12 protein-coding genes are annotated in these 18,155 nt (G+C 74.3%); 5 read left to right on the plus strand and 7 right to left on the minus strand.

Annotated features, from left to right (window positions below):
• Window positions 1-33: 33 nt before the first annotated feature.
• Window positions 34-414 (plus strand): PH domain-containing protein, encoded by a 381-nt coding sequence (locus AB0873_RS04120; RefSeq protein WP_155333700.1) that lies wholly within the window; start codon window positions 34-36, stop codon window positions 412-414.
• On the opposite strand, the gene AB0873_RS04125 is transcribed toward AB0873_RS04120, so the two are convergent.
• Complete coding sequence (locus tag AB0873_RS04125) at window positions 408-1,328, minus strand: 2-hydroxyacid dehydrogenase (RefSeq protein WP_366598327.1); 921 nt, start codon at window positions 1,326-1,328, stop codon at window positions 408-410. The genes AB0873_RS04120 and AB0873_RS04125 overlap by 7 nt on opposite strands.
• Before the next feature lie 189 nt (window positions 1,329-1,517).
• Between AB0873_RS04125 and AB0873_RS04130 the strand changes: the two genes are divergently transcribed.
• From AB0873_RS04130 to AB0873_RS04140, 3 genes are all read left to right on the plus strand, one after another.
• Window positions 1,518-3,335: a SpoIIE family protein phosphatase gene (locus AB0873_RS04130; RefSeq protein ID WP_366598328.1), complete on the plus strand. Its 1,818-nt coding sequence runs from the start codon at window positions 1,518-1,520 to the stop codon at window positions 3,333-3,335.
• Window positions 3,336-3,404: 69 nt separating this feature from the next.
• Window positions 3,405-4,577 (plus strand): PQQ-dependent sugar dehydrogenase, encoded by a 1,173-nt coding sequence (locus AB0873_RS04135; RefSeq protein WP_366598329.1) that lies wholly within the window; start codon window positions 3,405-3,407, stop codon window positions 4,575-4,577.
• 63 nt (window positions 4,578-4,640) lie between these two features.
• Window positions 4,641-6,218, plus strand: coding sequence for a metallophosphoesterase (locus tag AB0873_RS04140; protein ID WP_366598330.1), 1,578 nt, complete (start codon window positions 4,641-4,643; stop codon window positions 6,216-6,218).
• 35 nt (window positions 6,219-6,253) lie between these two features.
• Here AB0873_RS04140 and AB0873_RS04145 read toward each other — a convergent pair whose 3' ends face one another.
• The 6 genes from AB0873_RS04145 to ligA form a co-directional block, all read right to left on the minus strand.
• Window positions 6,254-8,611 (minus strand): pyruvate dehydrogenase, encoded by a 2,358-nt coding sequence (locus AB0873_RS04145; protein ID WP_366598331.1) that lies wholly within the window; start codon window positions 8,609-8,611, stop codon window positions 6,254-6,256.
• Window positions 8,612-8,720: 109 nt separating this feature from the next.
• Complete coding sequence (gene gatB / locus AB0873_RS04150; RefSeq protein ID WP_366598332.1) at window positions 8,721-10,220, minus strand: Asp-tRNA(Asn)/Glu-tRNA(Gln) amidotransferase subunit GatB; 1,500 nt, start codon at window positions 10,218-10,220, stop codon at window positions 8,721-8,723.
• A 13-nt stretch (window positions 10,221-10,233) separates the two neighbouring features.
• Window positions 10,234-11,709, minus strand: coding sequence for an Asp-tRNA(Asn)/Glu-tRNA(Gln) amidotransferase subunit GatA (gene gatA, locus AB0873_RS04155; protein ID WP_366598333.1), 1,476 nt, complete (start codon window positions 11,707-11,709; stop codon window positions 10,234-10,236).
• A complete protein-coding gene (gatC, locus tag AB0873_RS04160; protein ID WP_088995614.1) occupies window positions 11,706-12,011 on the minus strand; it encodes an Asp-tRNA(Asn)/Glu-tRNA(Gln) amidotransferase subunit GatC in 306 nt (101 codons plus the stop codon). Before gatC ends, gatA begins: the two co-directional genes overlap by 4 nt.
• Window positions 12,012-12,226: 215 nt before the next feature.
• Entirely contained in the window at window positions 12,227-14,956 is a 2,730-nt protein-coding gene (locus AB0873_RS04165; RefSeq protein WP_366598562.1) for a bifunctional diguanylate cyclase/phosphodiesterase, read from the minus strand.
• Window positions 14,957-15,098: 142 nt separating this feature from the next.
• Window positions 15,099-17,234 (minus strand): NAD-dependent DNA ligase LigA, encoded by a 2,136-nt coding sequence (gene ligA / locus AB0873_RS04170; protein WP_366598335.1) that lies wholly within the window; start codon window positions 17,232-17,234, stop codon window positions 15,099-15,101.
• 200 nt (window positions 17,235-17,434) lie between these two features.
• Between ligA and AB0873_RS04175 the strand changes: the two genes are divergently transcribed.
• Window positions 17,435-18,067, plus strand: a complete 633-nt coding sequence (locus tag AB0873_RS04175) for a type II toxin-antitoxin system PemK/MazF family toxin (protein WP_366598336.1) — start codon at window positions 17,435-17,437, stop codon at window positions 18,065-18,067.
• Window positions 18,068-18,155 lie beyond the last annotated feature (88 nt).

An 18,155-nucleotide genomic window follows, 5' to 3' on the forward strand; every position in this document is an offset into this window, starting at 1 on the left:
TCCGGCGGCTGGGCAGGGTGGGATCATCGGGGGGTGAGCAGCTCCGACACCGTCCGGTTCCGGCACAACCAGGCCATCGCGGCGGCCGCGGTGATCGCCTTCATCGGCGCCCTGCCACTGGCCAACGCCGAGTGGTACTTCCTGCCGGTGCTGCTCGTCCCCCTCGCCGTGGGCCTGTGGGCGTGGCGGGCCGGCACCGACGCCGACTCCCGGGGTCTACGCCTGCGGGCGCTCACCGGGGAGCGCCGCATCACCTGGGACCAGGTCGTCGAGCTGGCCAGCGATCCGCGCGGCCGGGCGGTCGCCCGCCTCGACGACGGCCGGGAGGTGCCGCTCCCGGCGGTCCGCGGGAAGGACCTGCCCCGGCTGGTCGCCGCCACCGGCCAGAGCCGGCCCGACGAGCCGGCTCAGTAGCCGTCGACCACGGCGTTGATCAGCGGCGCCCCGGCGGCGAACCGGCGGACCTGATCCCCCACCAGCCGGTACGCCCGTGGCAGCAGGCCGCGTACCGAGCCGGCGACGTGCGGGGTGAGCAGCACGTTCGGCATCGTCCACAGGGGATGGTCGGAGGGCAGCGGCTCCGGGTCGGTCACGTCCAGCGCGGCCGAGATCCGGCCGGTACGCAGCTCGGCGACCAGCGCCTCGGTCCGGGCCACCGGGCCACGCGCGGCGTTGACCAGCAACGCGCCGTCCCGCATGGCCCCGAGGAACGCCCCGTCGACCAGCCCACGGGTCCGCTCGGTCAGCGGCACCAGCAGCACCACCACGTCGGCCTCGGGAAGCAGCCGGGGCAGCTCGGCCACTCCGTGGACGCCCGGCCGGGCCGTCCGCGCGACCAGGGTGAGGCTCACCTCGAACGGTTCGAGGCGCCGCCGGACCGCGGCGCCGATCGAGCCGGCCCCGACGATGAGCACCCGCTTGCCGATCAACTCGTCGGTCGGCGTCACCTGGGCGTACGCCCACTCGCGGCGGGCCTGCGCGCGGGCGAACGCCGGGAAGGCCCGCAGGTGGGAGAGGATCGCCGTGACCACCCACTCGGCCGTGGCCGGGTCGTGCACCCCGCGGGCGTCGCAGAGCGTCACCCCGGCCGGCATCCGGCCGACCCACGCGTCCGCCCCGGCGGAGAGCAACTGCACGACCTCGAGGTCGGGCAGGTCCCGCAGCAGGGCGGTGGCCGCCGGCCCGGCGAGGAAGGGCGGCACCCAGAACCGGACGTCGGACACCGTCGACGGGAGGCGCGTCGGGTCCGACGCCACCTCCACGGTGACGCCCGGTGGCAGGTCACCGAGCAGGGACGGGCCGTCCTCGTGCGGGATCCACAGCTTCACGCCCGCCGACGATAGGCCCTCGGCCGGCCGGGCGCCCTTCGGGGCGGTCTCCCACACCCGAACGGGCGCCGGGTCGCGGGTGACCAGGGCGACCGACGGGCGGCATCGATCCGCCCCTCGGGCGGGTATAACGGGAGCCGGAGTGCCAGCCGGTCTCCGGATCGTCAACGCGGCCAGACAGGTGGTTCCATGAGCGACGGCACCGACCGACCCTCCGGGCGGTCCGTCCCGATCCTGGGCCTCGGCGACCCCGCCCGGCTGCGGGCGCTCGCGGAGACGCGTTTGGCCGCCACCCCCGACGACGCCTTCGACCGCTTCGCCCGGCTGGTGGCGGACCTGCTCGACGTGCCCGTCGCGCTGGTCTCCCTGGTCGACGCCGAACGACAGTTCTTCCCGGGTGAGACCGGGCTGCCCCAACCGTGGGCCGACCGGCGCGAGACCCCGCTCAGCCACTCGTTCTGCCAGCACGTGGTCGACCTGGAAACGCCCATGGTGCTGCCCGACGCGCGGCTCTACCCCCGGGTGCGGGACAACCTGGCCATCCCCGACCTCGGTGTGGTCGCGTACGCCGGGATGCCCCTGACCGACCTGGACGGTCGGGTCCTGGGCTCGCTGTGCGCGATCGACAGCAAGCCCCGGGCCTGGACCGCCGCCCAGCTGCGGACGCTCGCCGACCTGGCGGCGGCCTGCTCGTCCGAGCTGCGGCTGCGGATCGCGCTCGACGGCGCGGAGCAGGCCCGGCGGCGGGCCGAGGAGGCGCACTCACGGCTGGCGCTGCTGGCCGGACTGAGCGAGACGCTGGCCGGCACCCTCGACATCGGCACCGCGCTGCGCCAGCTCACCGCCACCATGGTCCCGCTGCTCGCCGACTGGTGCGTGGTCAGCGTGGTGGGCCCGGACGGCGGGCTGCACGACGTGGTGGCGGCGCACCGGGATCCGGCCCGCGCGGCGGACGTGGCCCGCTTCGCCCAGCTCATGCGCACCCGACTCGGGCCCGGGTCGATCACCCTGACCGTGCTGCGCACCGGCACACCGGTGCTCGGCGCCGCCGCCACCCTCGCCGACGTGCGGAGCGGCACGATCGGCTCCGAGATGCCCGAGATCGCCGAGCGGCTGGGCTTCGCCTCGCATCTCACCGTGCCGATCACGGACACCGGCCGCGACCGCGTGCTCGGGACGGTCACTCTCGTCAACGGCCCGGCCCGACGGCATCTCGACGACGGCGACCTGCTCACCGCCGTGGAGATCGGCCGCCGGGCGGGGCAGGCGATCGGCAACAGCTCGATGTACGGGGAGCAGCGGCACGTCGCCCACGTCCTGCAACACAGCATGCTGCCGCCGCTGCCCACCGACGACCGGTTGGAGCTCGCCGCCCGGTACCAGCCGGCGGCGGACCGGGTCGAGGTCGGTGGCGACTGGTACGACGTCTTCCGGCAACCCGACGGCGACCTGGTCGCCGCGATCGGGGACGTGGCCGGGCACGACATCGAGGCGGCCGCCACCATGGGGCAGCTCCGCAACCTGGTCCGGGGCAACGCGTACGGCCGGACGGACGCCGTCGCCGACCTGATGCGCCACCTGGACGACACGATCCGCGGGTTGCGGATCCCCGCCGTAGCCACCGCCGTCCTGGTCCGCCTGCGGTCGGACGGCCGGGGCGGCCAGTCGGTCGCCTGGTGCAACGCCGGGCACCCGGCGCCCCTCGTGGTACGCGCGGACGGCACCGTGGAGGCCCTGGCGGCGCCGCCGGAGCCCCTGCTCGGCCTGACCGCACCGGTACGGCGGACCACCCACCACGCGACGCTCGCCGGCGGCGACACGCTGCTGCTCTTCAGCGACGGCCTGGTGGAGCGGCGGGACCAGCCCATCGACACCGGCCTCGACGAGCTGGCCGACCGGCTCCGGGGTACGGAAAGCCTGCCCCTGGACCGGCTGTGCGACCTGCTGGTGACCGCGGCGCACCGCCGTGAGGACGACATCGCGCTGCTCGCCGTCCGCGCCCGCTGACCTCCGTCGCGCCGACCGGCGATGCCCGGCGGGCCCGCATCGCCACCGCAGCGGGCTACGCTGGGCCGGGTGAGCGCCCGTCCCCCGTACCGTCGCACCCGCCGCCTCCGGGCGGCGCTCGCCGCCTCGTGCGCGGCGCTGCTGGTCACCACCGGTTGCACCTTCGGCGAGCCGGAGCCGGACCGGGCCGGTGAGCCGCCCACCTTCCCCACGCCGTCGGCGACGGCGAGCCCCGGCGGCGCCGGCCGGGAGGTCGTGGCCACCGTGCTCGCCAAGGGCCTGCGCGTGCCGTGGGGCATCGCCTTCCTGCCCGACGGGGGAGCGCTGGTCACCGAACGGGACACCGGCCGCATCCTCCAGGTCGGCCCCGAGTCCGGCCCCGACGGCCTGAAGGTCACCCGGGTGCAGACGGTCGCCGAGGTGACGGCCGGCGGCGAGGGCGGGCTGATGGGCATCGCCGTCTCGCCGAGCTACCAGCGGGACCGGACGATCTTCATCTACTACACCGCCGAGCGCGACAACCGGATCGCGCGGCTCCGGCTGGGCGAGCGGCCCCAGCCGATCCTGACCGGCATCCCGAAGGCGGGCATCCACAACGGCGGTGGCCTCGCGTTCGGGCCGGACGGCCAGCTCTACGCCAGCACCGGCGACGCCGGCGACCGGACGCAGTCGCAGGACGCCAAGCGCCTCGGCGGCAAGATCCTGCGGATCACCACCGACGGGAAGCCCGCGCCCGGCAACCCGTTCCCCGACTCCCCGGTCTGGTCGCTCGGACACCGGAACGTGCAGGGGTTCACCTGGGCCGCCAACCAGAAGATGTACGCGGTCGAATTCGGACAGAACACCTGGGACGAGATCAACGAGATCGTCAAGGGCCGCAACTACGGGTGGCCGGAGGTCGAGGGCCGCTCCGACGACCGCCGGTACGTCAACCCGATCACCCAGTGGCCCACCTCCGACGCCTCGTGCTCCGGGCTCGCCCGGGCGGAGTCGGTGCTGGCGACGGCCTGCCTGCGGGGCCGGCGGCTCTGGCTGGTCGAGCTGACCGAGACCGGTACGGTGCTCGGCCAGCCGCGTGACCTGCTGACCAACCGCTTCGGCCGGCTGCGGGCGGCCGCGGCGGCGCCGGACGGCTCGCTGTGGGTGAGCACGTCGAACCACGACGGGCGCGGCGACCCGGCACCGGAGGACGACCGGCTGCTGCGCCTGGTGTTCGCTCAGGGCGGAGCCGGACGAAGCTGACGTCGGGGGACGCCACGCGCAAGGTTTGCCAAGATCCGTCGGCGGGCAGGTCAGAATCTCAGCATGGACGGGCAGGAGAACGAGCAGCAGGAGGGCCGGAGCGACGTGGCACCGAAGGCCGGCCGTACACGGCGGTTCGCCCTCCGCGGGCCGACCGACGGCCGGCGCAGGTGGCGGGCCCTCCGCGCGACCGGTGTGACGCTGGCGGTCCTCGCGGTCGCCCTGGCCGGGGTCATGATCGGTGCGCTGGCCGGCGGCCGGGTCAGCACCGACATCGGGCCGTTCCAGGCGGACCTGACGGTGGCCCCGGCGCTCACCGGCAGCACCACCGTCGACGTCCCCCCGCTCGGCGCGCTGCTGCTCGACAGCCACGACGGGCCGACCCACCTGACCGTGGAGCTGGGTGCGCTCGACCAGGGCCGCACCGAGGCGCTCCTCGACGACCCGGCCAGCCTCAGCCAGGCGAGCCGCACCGCGGTCGACGACGTCCGCGAGGGCGTGATGCGGCTGGGCCTGCGTACGGCGGCCTCGACGGTGCTGGTCACCCTGGTGCTGGCCCTGCTGGTGTTCCGCGACACCCGGCGGGCCGCCTGGGCGGGCGGGCTCGCGCTGGCGGTGACCGCGGTCAGCCTCGGCACCGCGGCGTCCACCCTGCGCCCCCAGGCGATCGAGGAGCCGCGCTACGAGGGGCTGCTGGTCAACGCGCCGGCCATCGTCGGTGACGCGCGCCGGATCGCCAACGACTACACCCGGTACGCCGAGCAGCTCCAGCACATCGTCGGCAACGTCAGCCAGCTCTACACCACCGTCTCGGCGCTGCCCGTGTACGAGCCGGACCCGGACACCACCCGGGTCCTGCACATCTCCGACATGCACCTCAACCCCGCGGCCTGGCAGCTCATCCGCACCGTGGTGGAGCAGTTCAACATCGACGTGGTGGTGGACACCGGCGACATCACCGACTGGGGCAGCGAGCCGGAGGCGTCCTACGTCGGCGCGATCGGGCTGCTCCAGAAGCCGTACGTGTTCATCCGGGGCAACCACGACTCGGGCCGTACGGCGGCGGCGGTGGCCCGCCAGCGCAACGCGATCGTGCTCGACAACAACACCACCACCGTCGCCGGGCTGACCATCGCCGGCATCGGCGACCCCCGGTTCACCCCGGACAAGAGCACCTCGCCGGCGGGCAGCGGCCTGACCCGGGAGACCGCCGACCAGCTCATCGACACCGGCGACAAGCTCGCCGCGACGGTACGCAGCTCGCCCCGGCCGGTGAACATCGGGCTGGTGCACGATCCCGCGTCCGCCGGGCCGCTCGCCGGCACCACTCCCCTGGTGCTCGCCGGCCACACCCACCGGCGCGACGTGTCCAAGCTGCCGCAGGCACCCGGTCAGTCGCCCACCCTGCTGATGGTGCAGGGGTCGAGCGGCGGCGCCGGCCTGCGCGGGCTGGAGGGCGAGCAGCCGACGCCCCTGTCGATGAGCGTCCTGTACTTCGACGACGAGAACAAGCTGCTCCAGGCGTACGACGACATCACGGTGGGCGGCACCGGGCAGGCCCAGGTGAACCTCCAGCGGCACATCGTGGAGGACCCGAAGGCCGGCGCCCCCGCCCCGGTCACCCCGACCCCGACCCGCTGACCCGGGCGCGGGCGTACGCGCCGGCGGCGCCCGCGTCAGCGGAGGGACAGGGCGGCGAGAGCGGCGTTGACGATGCTGCCGGGGAGGAGGTCGTGCAGTTCGTACAGCTCGGTGACGCTGCCGGACTGACCGAACTCGTCCACGCCGAGGGGCACCGCCGGAGCGCCGACCGCCGAGCCGAGCCAGGCCATCGCGTGCGAGGCGGCGTCGTGCACCGTCACCACCGGCACCCGGTCGGCGAAGGCCGACCGCAGGGCACCGGGGACGCTGGGGACCGTGGCGGTGCGCACGCCCTGCCGCAGGGTGCGCTGCCAGGCCCCGTAGAGACGGTCCAGGCTGGTGACGTCCACGACGTGCGCGGCGACGCCCTCCTCGGCCAGTTCCGCGGCGGCGGCCAGCACCTCCGGCAGCACCGCACCGGACGCGGCGATCTGCACGACCGGGGCGTCCGCCAGGTGCGGGTACGCCTGGTGGGCGTCGACCAGGCGGTACGCGCCGGCGAGCACCTGCCGGCGCAGCACGGCGTCGCCGAGGCGGGCGCGGGCCGCCTCGAAGGGCGCCTGGTCGATCGGGCGGGTGCTGAGCCGGAAGTAGTACGCGCCGTCCTCGGCCGGTGCGGCGGTGGCGGCGGGCGCCCCGCCCTGCGCGATCTGGCCGAACGCGTCGCAGAGCAGCCAGTCCAGGGTGGCCGCGTACGCGGGCTCGACGAAGGTGACCCCGGGCAGCTCCAGGCCGACGCTGGCGGTGATCGTCGACTGGTGTGCGCCGCCCTCGGGCGCGAGGGTGACGCCCGACGGGGTGCCCGCGACGACGAACCGCGACCCGGAGTAGGTGCCGTACAGGAACGCGTCGAGGCCGCGCAGCACGAACGGGTCGTACACGGTGCCGACCGGCAGCAGCGGCTGCCCGGACAGGTCCCACGACAGGCCGAGCTGCCCGAGCAGCAGGAACAGGTTCATCTCCGAGATGCCCAGCTCGATGTGCTGCCCGGCCGGGCTCTCGGTCCAGCGCAGCATCCGGTCCTCGCTCCAGGAACGCTGCTCGGTCGGGGCGAACACCCCGGTCTTGTTGATGAACCCGGCCAGGTTGGTCGAGGTGGCCACGTCGGGCGCGGTGGTGACCAGGTAACGCCCCACCTGCGGGTCGCGGGCCAGGTCGACCAGCACCCGACCGAAGACCTCCTGGGTGGAGATCGGCTTGTTCGCGCGTACCCGGGTGGTCTCCGGGACCGGGACGCCCAGCGCCCGCGTGCGCGGCGCGCGGGACAGCGCCTCCCGGCGCTCGCCGGCCCGGATGCCGGCCGGGGACGCCGGGTCGAGGCGGTCCCACTCGGTCTCGGACGTCAGGCCCTGCGCGGCGCGCAGGGCGGCGACCTGCTCGGTGGTGAGCAGAGCCGAGTGGTTGCGCGGGTTGCCGGCGATCGGCAGCCCCCAGCCCTTGACGGTGTACGCGAAGACGACGCTGGGCCGGTCGGTGACCGCGTCGCACTGGGCGTACGCGTCGAGCATGGCCGCCAGGTCGTGGCCGCCGAGATCGGTGACGAGCGGGCCCAGCTCGTCGTCGGAGACGTCCGCGATCAGGTCGGCGACGCCCGCCGGGGCACCGTCGAGGAACTGCTTGCGCAGGGCCGGCCCGGCCAGCCCGAACAGCGACTGGTACTGCTCGTTGGGCATCGCGTCGATCCAGTCGCGCAGCGCCTCGCCGCCGGGCCGGGCGTACGCCTCGGCGAGCCGGCGGCCGTACTTGACCTCGACCACGTGCCAGCCGGCCGCCTCGAACTGCCCCCGCCACTGGTCGATGCGGACGCCGGGAACCACCCGGTCCAGCGACTGCCGGTTGAAGTCGACCACCCACATGACGTTCCCGAGGCCGGTGGTCGCGGGGTCGGCGACGGCCTCCCAGATGTTGCCCTCGTCCAGCTCGGCGTCGCCGATCAGGGCGATGAACCGGGAGCGCGGGCGCTCGCCGAAGTGCGCGTCGACGTAGCGGCGGGTGGCCGCGGCGAACAGCGGCGCGGCGGCGCCCAGCCCGACCGAGCCGGTGGAGAAGTCCACCTCGTCGGGGTCCTTGGTCCGGGACGGGTACGACTGGAGGCCGCCCCGCGCCCGCAACCGGGTCAGGTACGACCGGTCCAGGTTGCCGAGCAGGTACTGGACGGCGTGGAACACCGGCGACGCGTGCGGTTTCACGGCGACCCGGTCCTCGGCGTCGAGGTGCGCGAACCACAGCGCGGTCATCGCGGTGACCAGGGAGGCGCTCGACGCCTGGTGCCCGCCCACCTTCACCCCGTCACCGGTGTCCCGGTCGTGGTTGGCGGCGTCGACGATGCGGGTGGCGAGCCAGAGCACCCGCCGCTGGATCTCGTCGAGGACGTCGAGGTCGTGCTGGTTCACGGTGACTCCATCCGGGCGTCGCCGTTGACGCCCTCCGAGGGGTGTGGGGGGGGTTGGGAAGGGCCCCTTCCTATGCACCAGGCGTTAAGAAGGGGCCCTTCCTTGCACGTCAGCCCTGGGCGCCCAGGCGGGTCAGGATCAGTTCGCGGACGGTCTTGGCGTCGGCCTGACCCCGGGTGGTCTTCATGACCGCGCCGACCAGCGCGCCGGCCGCGGCCGTCTTGCCGCCACGGACCTTGTCGGCGATGTCCGGGTTGGCGGCGATCGCCTCGTCCACGGCGGCGGTCAGCGCCCCGGTGTCCGAGACGACCTCCAGGTTCCGGTTGGTCATGATCTCGGTGGGCGTACCCTCGCCGGCCACGACGCCCTCCAGGACGGTCCGGGCCAGCTTGTCGTTGAGCTTGCCCGCGTCGACCAGGCTCTGCAGCTCGGCCACCTGCGACGGGGTGGCCCCGACGTCGGCCAGCTCCACGCCGGCCTCGTTGGCGCGGCGGGACAGCTCACCGAGCCACCACTTGCGGGCGGCGGCCGGGGTCGCGCCGGCGGCGACCGTCGCCTCGATCAGCTCGACCGCACCGGCGTTGAGCACCGACTGCATGTCCAGGTCGGACAGACCCCACTGTTCCTGCAGGCGCCGCCGGTGCAACCGGGGCAGCTCGGGCAGCGCGGCCTTCAGCTCGGCCACCCACGCCGGGTCCGGCGCGAGCGGCACCAGGTCCGGCTCGGGGAAGTACCGGTAGTCGGTCGCCGTCTCCTTGGACCGGCCCGGCGTGGTGTCACCGGTGTCCTCGTGGAAGTGCCGGGTCTCCTGGGTGATCCGGCCGCCCACGTCGAGCACCGACGCCTGCCGGATCATCTCCGAGCGGACCGCCCGCTCCACCGAACGCAGCGAGTTGACGTTCTTCGTCTCGGTGCGGGTGCCCCACTCCTCCCCGGGCAGGTTGAGGGAGGTGTTGACGTCGCAGCGCAGCGAACCCTCCTCCATCCGCACGTCGGAGACGCCGAGCGAGCGGATCACGTCACGCAGCTCGGTGACGTACGCGCGGGCCACCTCCGGCGCCAGCGCGCCGGTGCCGGTGACCGGCTTGGTGACGATCTCGACCAGGGGGATGCCGGCCCGGTTGTAGTCCACCAGCGACTCGGTGGCGCCGTGGATGCGACCGGTCGCGCCGCCGACGTGCAACGTCTTGCCGGTGTCCTCCTCCAGGTGCACCCGCTCGATGCCGATGCGCACGGTCTCGCCGTTCACGTCGACGTCCAGGTAGCCGTCGACGCAGAGCGGCTCGTCGTACTGGCTGATCTGGAAGTTCTTCGGCATGTCCGGGTAGAAGTAGTTCTTCCGCGCGAACCGGCACCACTCGGCGATCGAGCAGTTCAGCGCCAGACCGATCCGGATCGTCGCCTCGATGGCCGCCTTGTTGGCCACCGGCAGCGAGCCCGGCAGGCCCAGGCAGACCGGGCAGACCCGGGTGTTCGGCGCGCCGCCGAAGTCGGTCGGGCAGCCGCAGAACATCTTGGTGTTCGTGCCCAGCTCGACGTGGGTCTCCAGGCCGATCACCGGTTCGAAGCGCGCGACGACCTCGTCGTACGCGGGCAGTGTCGTCGTCATCGGTGCTCCTGCCTCACAGTGCCGGTGGGGTGAACGTGCCGACGGCGCTCTCCAGCGCGGCCGCGACCCGGTACATCCGGTCGTCGGCCATCGTCGGTGCCATGACCTGGAGCCCGACCGGCAACCCCTCGGACAGGCCGCACGGCACCGAGATGCCCGGACCGCCGTACAGGTTCGTCGGGATGGTGAACAGGTCGGCCAGGTACATCTGGTACGGGTCGGAGGTGCGCGCCCCGATCGGGAACGCCACGAACGGCGTCGTCGGCGAGATCAGCGCGTCGACCTGCTCGAACGCGGCGGTGAAGTCCCGGGTGATGAGCGTGCGGACCTTCTGCGCCTGCCCGTAGTACGCGTCGTAGTAGCCCGACGAGAGGGCGTACGTGCCGATCATGATGCGGCGCTTGACCTCGGGGCCGAAGCCGGCCTCGCGGGTCAGCGACATGACCTCCTCCAGCGACCGGTTGCCGTCGTCGCCGACCCGCAGGCCGAAGCGGACACCGTCGAACCGGGCCAGGTTGGAGGAGCACTCGCTCGGGGCGATCAGGTAGTACGCCGGCAGCGCGTACCTGAAGTGCGGGCAGGACACCTCGACGATCTCGGCGCCCAGCTTGGTGAGCGTGTCGACCGCGTCGCGGAACGCGGCCGTGATGCCCGGCTCGGCGCCCTCGCCGGCGAACTCCTCCACCACGCCCAGCTTGACGCCGGTCAGGTCCCCGGTCGCGCCGAGCTTCGCGGCGGCCACCACGTCCGGCACCGGGGCCGGGATGGAGGTGGAGTCGCGCGGGTCGTGGCCGGCGATCGCCTCGTGCAGCAGCGCGGCGTCCAGCACCGTACGGGCGCACGGGCCGGGCGTGTCCAGCGAGGACGAGAACGCCACCAGGCCGTACCGGGACGTCCCGCCGTACGTCGGCTTCGCACCGACGGTGCCGGTGACGGCGCCGGGCTGGCGGATCGAGCCGCCCGTGTCCGACCCGATCGCGAGCGGCGCCTCGTACGCGGCGAGGGCCGCGGCGCTGCCACCGCCCGAGCCACCCGGGATCCGGTTCAGGTCCCAGGGGTTGTGGGTCGCGCCGTACGCCGAGTACTCGGTGGAGGAGCCCATCGCGAACTCGTCCATGTTGGTCTTGCCGAGCATCACCGTGCCCGCGGCACGCAGCCGCTGCACGATCGTCGAGTCGTACGGCGGGCGCCAGCCCTCCAGGATCTTCGAGCCGACGGTGGTCGGCACGCCCTTCGTGGTGAGCACGTCCTTGACCGCGACCGGCACGCCCGCGAGGGGGCCCAGCTTCTCACCGGCGGCGCGGCGCTCGTCCACCGCGCGGGCCGCGTCCAGCGCACCGGCGGTGTCGACGTGCAGGAACGCGTGCACGCGGTCGTCGACGGCGGCGATCCGGTCCAGGTGGGCCTGGGTGACCTCGACGGCGGAAGCCTCGCCCTTGGCCACCAGGCCGGCGAGCTCCGCGGCGGTCAGTCTCGTCAGATCGGTCACGATGCCACATCCTCGTCCAGGATCCGCGGGACGCGGAACCGCTGCTCCTCGGCGTCGGGCGCGCCCGACAGCGCCTCCTCGGGGGTCAGGCACGGCGTCACCACGTCCTCCCGCAGCACGTTCGTCAGCGGCACGGAGTGGGAGGTCGGCGGAATGTCCGCGGCGGCGACCTCGCCGACCTGGGCGACCGCCTGGAGGATCACGTCGAGCTGGCCGGCGAAGGTGTCCAGCTCCTCCTCCGTCACGGCGAGCCGCGACAGTCGCGCCAGGTGCGCGACCTCCTCGCGGGAAATGGCGGCCATCGGTGCCCCCTTCGTGGCTGTCCTGCTGGGTCCTCCTGCGCCGACCGCGGCGGTGGTGCGTGACGCGCGGTGACCGGAGCGAGTCTATTGTTCCGCCTTGGCGGCGCGTCCCCGACTCCCCCTCCGAGCCCGCCGGACGCCACTGCCCGCACCCCCGGCTCGTCGGGGGCGCCGACCACGAGCGGTCCCGCCGCGCCCCGGTTTCCCGCGCACGCTCAACGCGGGTGCCGGCGCGGGACCGCGGTGTCCGGACCGGCGGCCGGACGGACCGGGCGGTACCGGGCCAGCCAGGCGACGAGTTCCTCGGCCGGCATCGGCCGGGCGTAGAACCAGCCCTGCGCGGCGTCGCACCCGGCCGCGTGCAGCAGCCGCCAGGTGCGCTCGTCCTCGACCCCCTCGGCGACCACCCGCAGCCCGAGCGCGCCGGCCAGCTCGATCATCGACGTGACGATCGCCGCGTCGTCGGCGTCCTCCGCCATGCCCAGCACGAAGGAGCGGTCCACCTTCACCTCGGACAGCGGCAGCCGGCGCAGGTGCTGCAACGACGAGTACCCGGTGCCGAAATCGTCCAGCGCGATCCCCACCCCGAGGCGGTGCAGCCGGGAGATGGTGGCCAGCACCCGGCGCGGGTCCGCCATCAGGGCCCCCTCGGTGATCTCCAGCTGAAGGCGCTGCGGCGGTACGCCGTACCGGGCCAGCCGGCCGGCGATCCGGTCGGCGATCTCGCCGGTGTGCAGGTCCCGCACGCTGACGTTGAGCGAGGCCCGCAATCCGAGACCGGCGGCCGACCACTTCGCGAGCTGCTCCACCACGTCGTCGACCACCCGGAAGGTGAGCAGGCGCATCACGGCGCTCTGCTCCGCCACCCGGATCAGCTCCTCCGGGTCGACCATCCCCCGCCGCGGGTGCCGCCAGCGCAGCAGCGCCTCGACACCCACCACCTCGCCGGTGGCGATCGCGATCTGCGGCTGGTAATACATCGTGATCTCACCGGCGTCAGCGGCCGGCTCGCCGGACTGCCGGTCGGCCGTGCCACGGCCCCGGCGCTGCGGGGTCCCGTCGGGACGGCCGCCGCCCCGGCCCCGCGATCCGTTCCGTGCGCCACCGGCGCGGTCGTGGTGCCGCGCGGGGTCGGCCCGGTCGGCAGCGGCCGGGTGCCCGGCGGCGACGCCCGGGTGTGCGGCGGGACCGGCCGGGTGCCCGGCGGCGACGCCCGGCGGTCCGGCGGCGCCGGCCGCTGGTGCGTCGGCTCCCGCCGCCCGCGCCTCCCGGCGGCGGATCGGGTCGGCGGCGGTGACGATCCGCTGGATCAGCTCGTCGGTGTGGGCCAGGTCGTCGTCCCGCTGCCGCCGGCCACGCAGCCGCCAGCGGCCGGTACGGGAGCCGCCGTCGCGGGCCGGCAGCGCGGCGCCGTCCCCACCCCGCGCGGTGGCCGGAACCGCCAGCGCCGGCCCACCGGGGGCGAGCACCGGCTGGGTCACGTCCCCGTCCCGGCCGTTGGCGCCCACCGTCTCGCCACCGGCCGCTTCGACGTCGGGGTCAGCGAATTCCGCTTCCGGCCGGCCGTCGAGGCCCGGAGCGCCGGCGTCCGGGGCCGGCTCGCCCGGTCCCGGCTGGGCGGTCGAGGGATCGGCGGCCGACGCCCCGGTCTCCAGGACCCGGCGCAGGTCGGCCAGGAGCCCGAGCCGCTCGGCGGAGTTGTGGTCGGACTCGGCCGCGTACACGGCGACCGTGTCGTTGCGGTGCTTCGCGTCGTACATCGCCACGTCGGCGTGGCGCATGAGGGTGGCGAAGTCCTCCCCGTGGTCGGGGAAGAGCGCGATGCCGATCGACCCGCCGACGTCCAGCGGCAGCCCGTCCAGCGGCACCGGCTCAGCCAGCACCGCGACCACCCGGTCGGCCAACTCGCGCGCCTCGCCGGCGTCGGTCAGCCCCGTCATCACGATGGCGAACTCGTCCCCGCCGAGCCGGGCGACCATGTCCCGCCCGACCACCTCGGTGAGACGGGCGCTCACCTCGACCAGCAGCCGGTCACCCACCGCGTGCCCGAGCGCGTCGTTGACGTGCTTGAACCGGTCCAGGTCGATCAGCAGCAGCGCCAGCCGGGCGGGCGGCTCGCCGCGCGCCGCCCGCTCCGCGTGCAGGTGCAACTGCTCGCCGACCTCGGCGAGCAGCGCCTTGCGGTTGGGCAGCCCGGTGAGCGGGTCGAGGGAGGCGAGCTGCTGCTGCTCCACGCTGAGCCGGGCCATCCGGTAGACGGCGAACAGCGGCACGAGCACCAGCGGGATCAGCGCCGCGCTCGCCCGGGCGGCGGTGACCAGCACCGGCGCGAGCAGCAGCAGCGAACCGGTGGACAGCAGCTCGAACCCCAGGCCCTGCCGCAGGCCGGGCGTCCAGCGCTCACCGAAGCGCAGCCGCACCGCCGAGCTGACCAGGCCGTAGTTGACGGCGAACCAGGCCAGCATCGCCCCGCCCACGACCGCCACGTCGGTCCCCCGCAGCCGGCCGCCGTCGAACAGGTCGCCGGGACCGAGGCGGGTGACGGCGTACGCGGCACCGAGCGCGCACGCGTACTGCCCGGCGTTGAAGGCGGTCCGCCAGGGGGCGTATCCCAACCGGGCTCCCGACACGACCACGGCAACGGCCTGCACGGCGACCGCCGGGCCCAGCCCCCAGCCGAGCAGGATCGCGAAGGTGAAGCACGTCGACGGGAACACCGCCGACGACTGGCGCCGCCCGGGCGCGACGAACGGACGGGCGTCGCAGGCGACGGCCAGCACGGCCATGGTCCAGAACGCGGCGGGAAGCCGGGACACCTGGTCGGTGAACGCGAGCAGAGGAGCGGCCGAGACCAACGCGGCCACGGCGATGACCGCGGCCACGAAGGCGGAGAACGGCGCCACCCGTCCTGGTGGGACGGAGTTGCGCGGGTCGGCGGTCTCCATCACACCTCCGGCGGTCACGAACGGCGTACCCGTCCGTACGCCGTGCCCCAATGAAACGCCCCAGGTGCCGAGTTTCCCCGTCCGACAGTCACGAATCGGTCGTAGTCGTAATTAAGTTGGTATACGCGCCCAAGATCCCCGGCTATTCGCCGATCCGGGCGACCTTCTGGGCGGCGTCCGGACCGGAGTCGAGCAGGACGCGGAAGCCCTCCTCGTCCAGCGTCGGCACCTTGAGGCTCACCGCCTTGTCGGCCTTGGAGCCCGGATTGTCGCCGACCACCACGAACGCGGTCTTCTTGGACACCGACCCGCTGACCTTGCCGCCCCGGGACTGGATCGCCTCCGCCGCCTGGTCCCGGGAGAAACCGGAGAGCGTGCCGGTCACCACCACGGTCACCCCCTCCAGGGGGCGCGGCCCCTCGTCGACCGCCTCCTCCGCCATCCGGACGCCGGCCTCGGCCCACTTCCGCACCACCTCGCGGTGCCAGTCGACCGCGAACCACTCCCGGATGCTCGCGGCGATGGTCGGCCCGACGCCGTCGACCGAGGACAGCTCCTCCTCGGTGGCCTTGTCGATCCCCTCGACCGACCGGAAGTGCCGGGCGAGCGCCTGCGCCGCCGTCGGGCCGACGTGCCGGATGGAGAGCGCCACCAGCACCCGCCACAGGTCGCGTTCCTTGGCCACCGCCAGGTTCTCCAGCAGCTTCACCGCGTTGCTGCCGAGGCTGCCGTCCTTGTTGACGAAGAACGGTGACCGGGCGAGCTGCTCGGCGTCGAGGCCGAACAGGTCGCCCTCGTCCGTGATGATCTGCGCGTCGAGCAGCGCGGCGGCGCCCTTGTAGCCGAGGACCTCGATGTCGAAGGCCCCCCGCCCGGCGAGGTGGAAGACCCGCTCGCGGAGCTGGGCCGGGCAGCTGCGCGTGTTCGGGCAACGGATGTCGACGTCGCCCTCCTTCGACGGGGCGAGCGGGGTGCCGCAGGCCGGGCAGGTGGTCGGCATGACGAACGGCCGAGCGTCGGCGGGACGCAACTCGACCACCGGACCGAGCACCTCGGGGATGACGTCACCGGCCTTACGGATCACCACCGTGTCGCCGATCAGCACCCCCTTGCGCTCGACCTCGCGGGCGTTGTGCAGCGTGGCCAGCGCGACCGTCGACCCGGCCACCCGGACCGGCTCCAGGACGGCGAACGGGGTGACCCGGCCAGTCCGCCCGACGTTCACGTCGATGTCGAGCAGCTTGGTGTTGACCTCCTCCGGCGGGTACTTGAAGGCGATCGCCCAGCGCGGCGCGCGGCTGGTCGAGCCGAGCCGGCCCTGGATGGAGACCGGGTCGACCTTGACGACCACACCGTCGATCTCGTGCTCGACGTCGTGCCGGTGCTCCGCGTAGTAGGCGATGAACTCCGCAACGCCGGCCAGGTCGGGCACGACGCGCCACCGATCGCTGGTCGGCAGGCCCCAGGCCCTCAGCGCGGCGTACGACTCGGACTGGGAGGCCGGCTGGAAGCCGCGGCGGGCACCGATGCCGTGCACGACCAGGCGCAGCGGGCGGGACGCGGTGACCCGGGGGTCCTTCTGCCGGAGGCTGCCGGCCGCCGCGTTGCGCGGGTTGGCGAACGGCGCCTTGCCCTGCTCGACCAGCCCGGCGTTGAGGTCCGCGAACGCGGCGACCGGAAAGTAGACCTCGCCCCGGATCTCGATCAGGTCAGGCACCGCCGGGAACTCGGCCGACGGCGTCAGCTCACCGGGCACGTCGCGGATGCTGCGCACGTTGGCCGTGACGTCCTCGCCGGTCCGGCCGTCGCCCCGGGTGGCCGCCCGCACCAGCCGGCCCTCCTCGTAGGTCAGGTTGATCGCGAGCCCGTCCACCTTCAGCTCGCACAGGTACGGAACCGGGCCGCCGGCGTCGCGTTCGACCCGCTCGGCCCACGCCGCCAACTCCTCGTCGCTGAACGCGTTGTCGAGCGACATCATCCGCTCGGCGTGCGCCACCGGGGTGAAGTCGGTGGAGAACGTGCCGCCCACCCGCTGGGTCGGCGAATCCGGCGTGCGCAGGGCCGGAAACTCCGCCTCCAGCGCCTCCAGCTCCCGCAGCTGCCGGTCGAACTCCGCGTCGGAGATCGTCGGCGCGTCGAGCACGTAGTAGCGGTACTGGTGCTCGGTCAGCTCACGGCCGAGCGTCGCGTGCCGATCCCGCGCCTCCGGGGTCGGCTCGGCGCCGGCCGCCGCCTCCTGCGCCGGACTGGCCTGCTGACCGATGACATCCTCGGACACCGCCGTGACCTCCTGTTGTTCCGTTACCCGGCACGGTATCCGGCGGGTGGGACACTCCGCCGCCCACCCGCCGCGCCGGGACGGGCGACCCCGCCCGGAACGTGCGAGGATCGCCGGACGACGCGCCCACCGGCCCCGACGGGCCGCCGCGGCGCCGCGCGGCGGCCCCGCCGCGCCCACCCGTGACCAAGGGGGTACGCGTGCCCGACTGGCTGCTCTGGGCGGCGGCGATCGTGCTGGCGGTGGCCGCCGGCTGGGGGTGGAACGAGTGGCGGCACCGCGCCGCCGGACGCCGCTCCGCCGGGCCGGGCGGCACCCGCCCGGAGGCACCCGGTGGCAGCCGTGCCGAGGGCGCCGGCACCCGCGACGGGCGCGGTGGCGGCCGTGGCGGGGGCACTGGCGGCCGGGGCGGGACCGGTGGCACCCGGCCCGGCGGGCGTGGTGACCCGCGGACCGGCTCCCGCCGGCGCGACCGCGTCGCCGCCACGCCCCGCCCGCGTACCGGTGCGGGGACGTCCGCCCCGGAACCCCGCCCCGGGGAGATCTGGTGGGCCGACGTCCCGTACGCCGACGGCAGCGGCTCGAAGGTGCGCCCCTGCCTGGTGCTGCGCGCCGACGAGCGGGGCGCCGACGTCCTGAAGATCACCAGCCGGGACAAGAAAGACCGGGACGACCACGTCCCCATCCCGACCCGGACCTGGGACCCGGACGCCGACCACGACAGCTTCGTCAACCTCACCGAGCCCGTGCGCGTCCCGCTCGCCGACTTCGCCAACCGCGCCGGCACCTGCGACCCGGCCCTCTGGCGTCAGATCCGCCGCCTCCCCCGGTGACCACCTGCCGCAGAGAGTTGATCAAGAGGTTCCGGGGCCCGGGGACGCCTCCGGAGACCGAAAACCTCTTGATCAACGCAGCGGGGGG

The sequence above is a fragment of the Micromonospora sp. NPDC047707 genome (assembly GCF_040704235.1).
Lineage (GTDB): Bacteria > Actinomycetota > Actinomycetes > Mycobacteriales > Micromonosporaceae > Micromonospora.

Coding starts and splice junctions, on each gene's coding strand:
- gatC (WP_088995614.1), bottom strand. CDS start 12,011: ATGGCCGCCATTTCCCGCGAGGAGGTCGCGCACCTGGCGCGACTGTCG.
- AB0873_RS04140 (WP_366598330.1), top strand. CDS start 4,641: ATGGACGGGCAGGAGAACGAGCAGCAGGAGGGCCGGAGCGACGTGGCA.
- AB0873_RS04165 (WP_366598562.1), bottom strand. CDS start 14,956: ATGGAGACCGCCGACCCGCGCAACTCCGTCCCACCAGGACGGGTGGCG.
- gatB (WP_366598332.1), bottom strand. CDS start 10,220: ATGACGACGACACTGCCCGCGTACGACGAGGTCGTCGCGCGCTTCGAA.
- AB0873_RS04130 (WP_366598328.1), top strand. CDS start 1,518: ATGAGCGACGGCACCGACCGACCCTCCGGGCGGTCCGTCCCGATCCTG.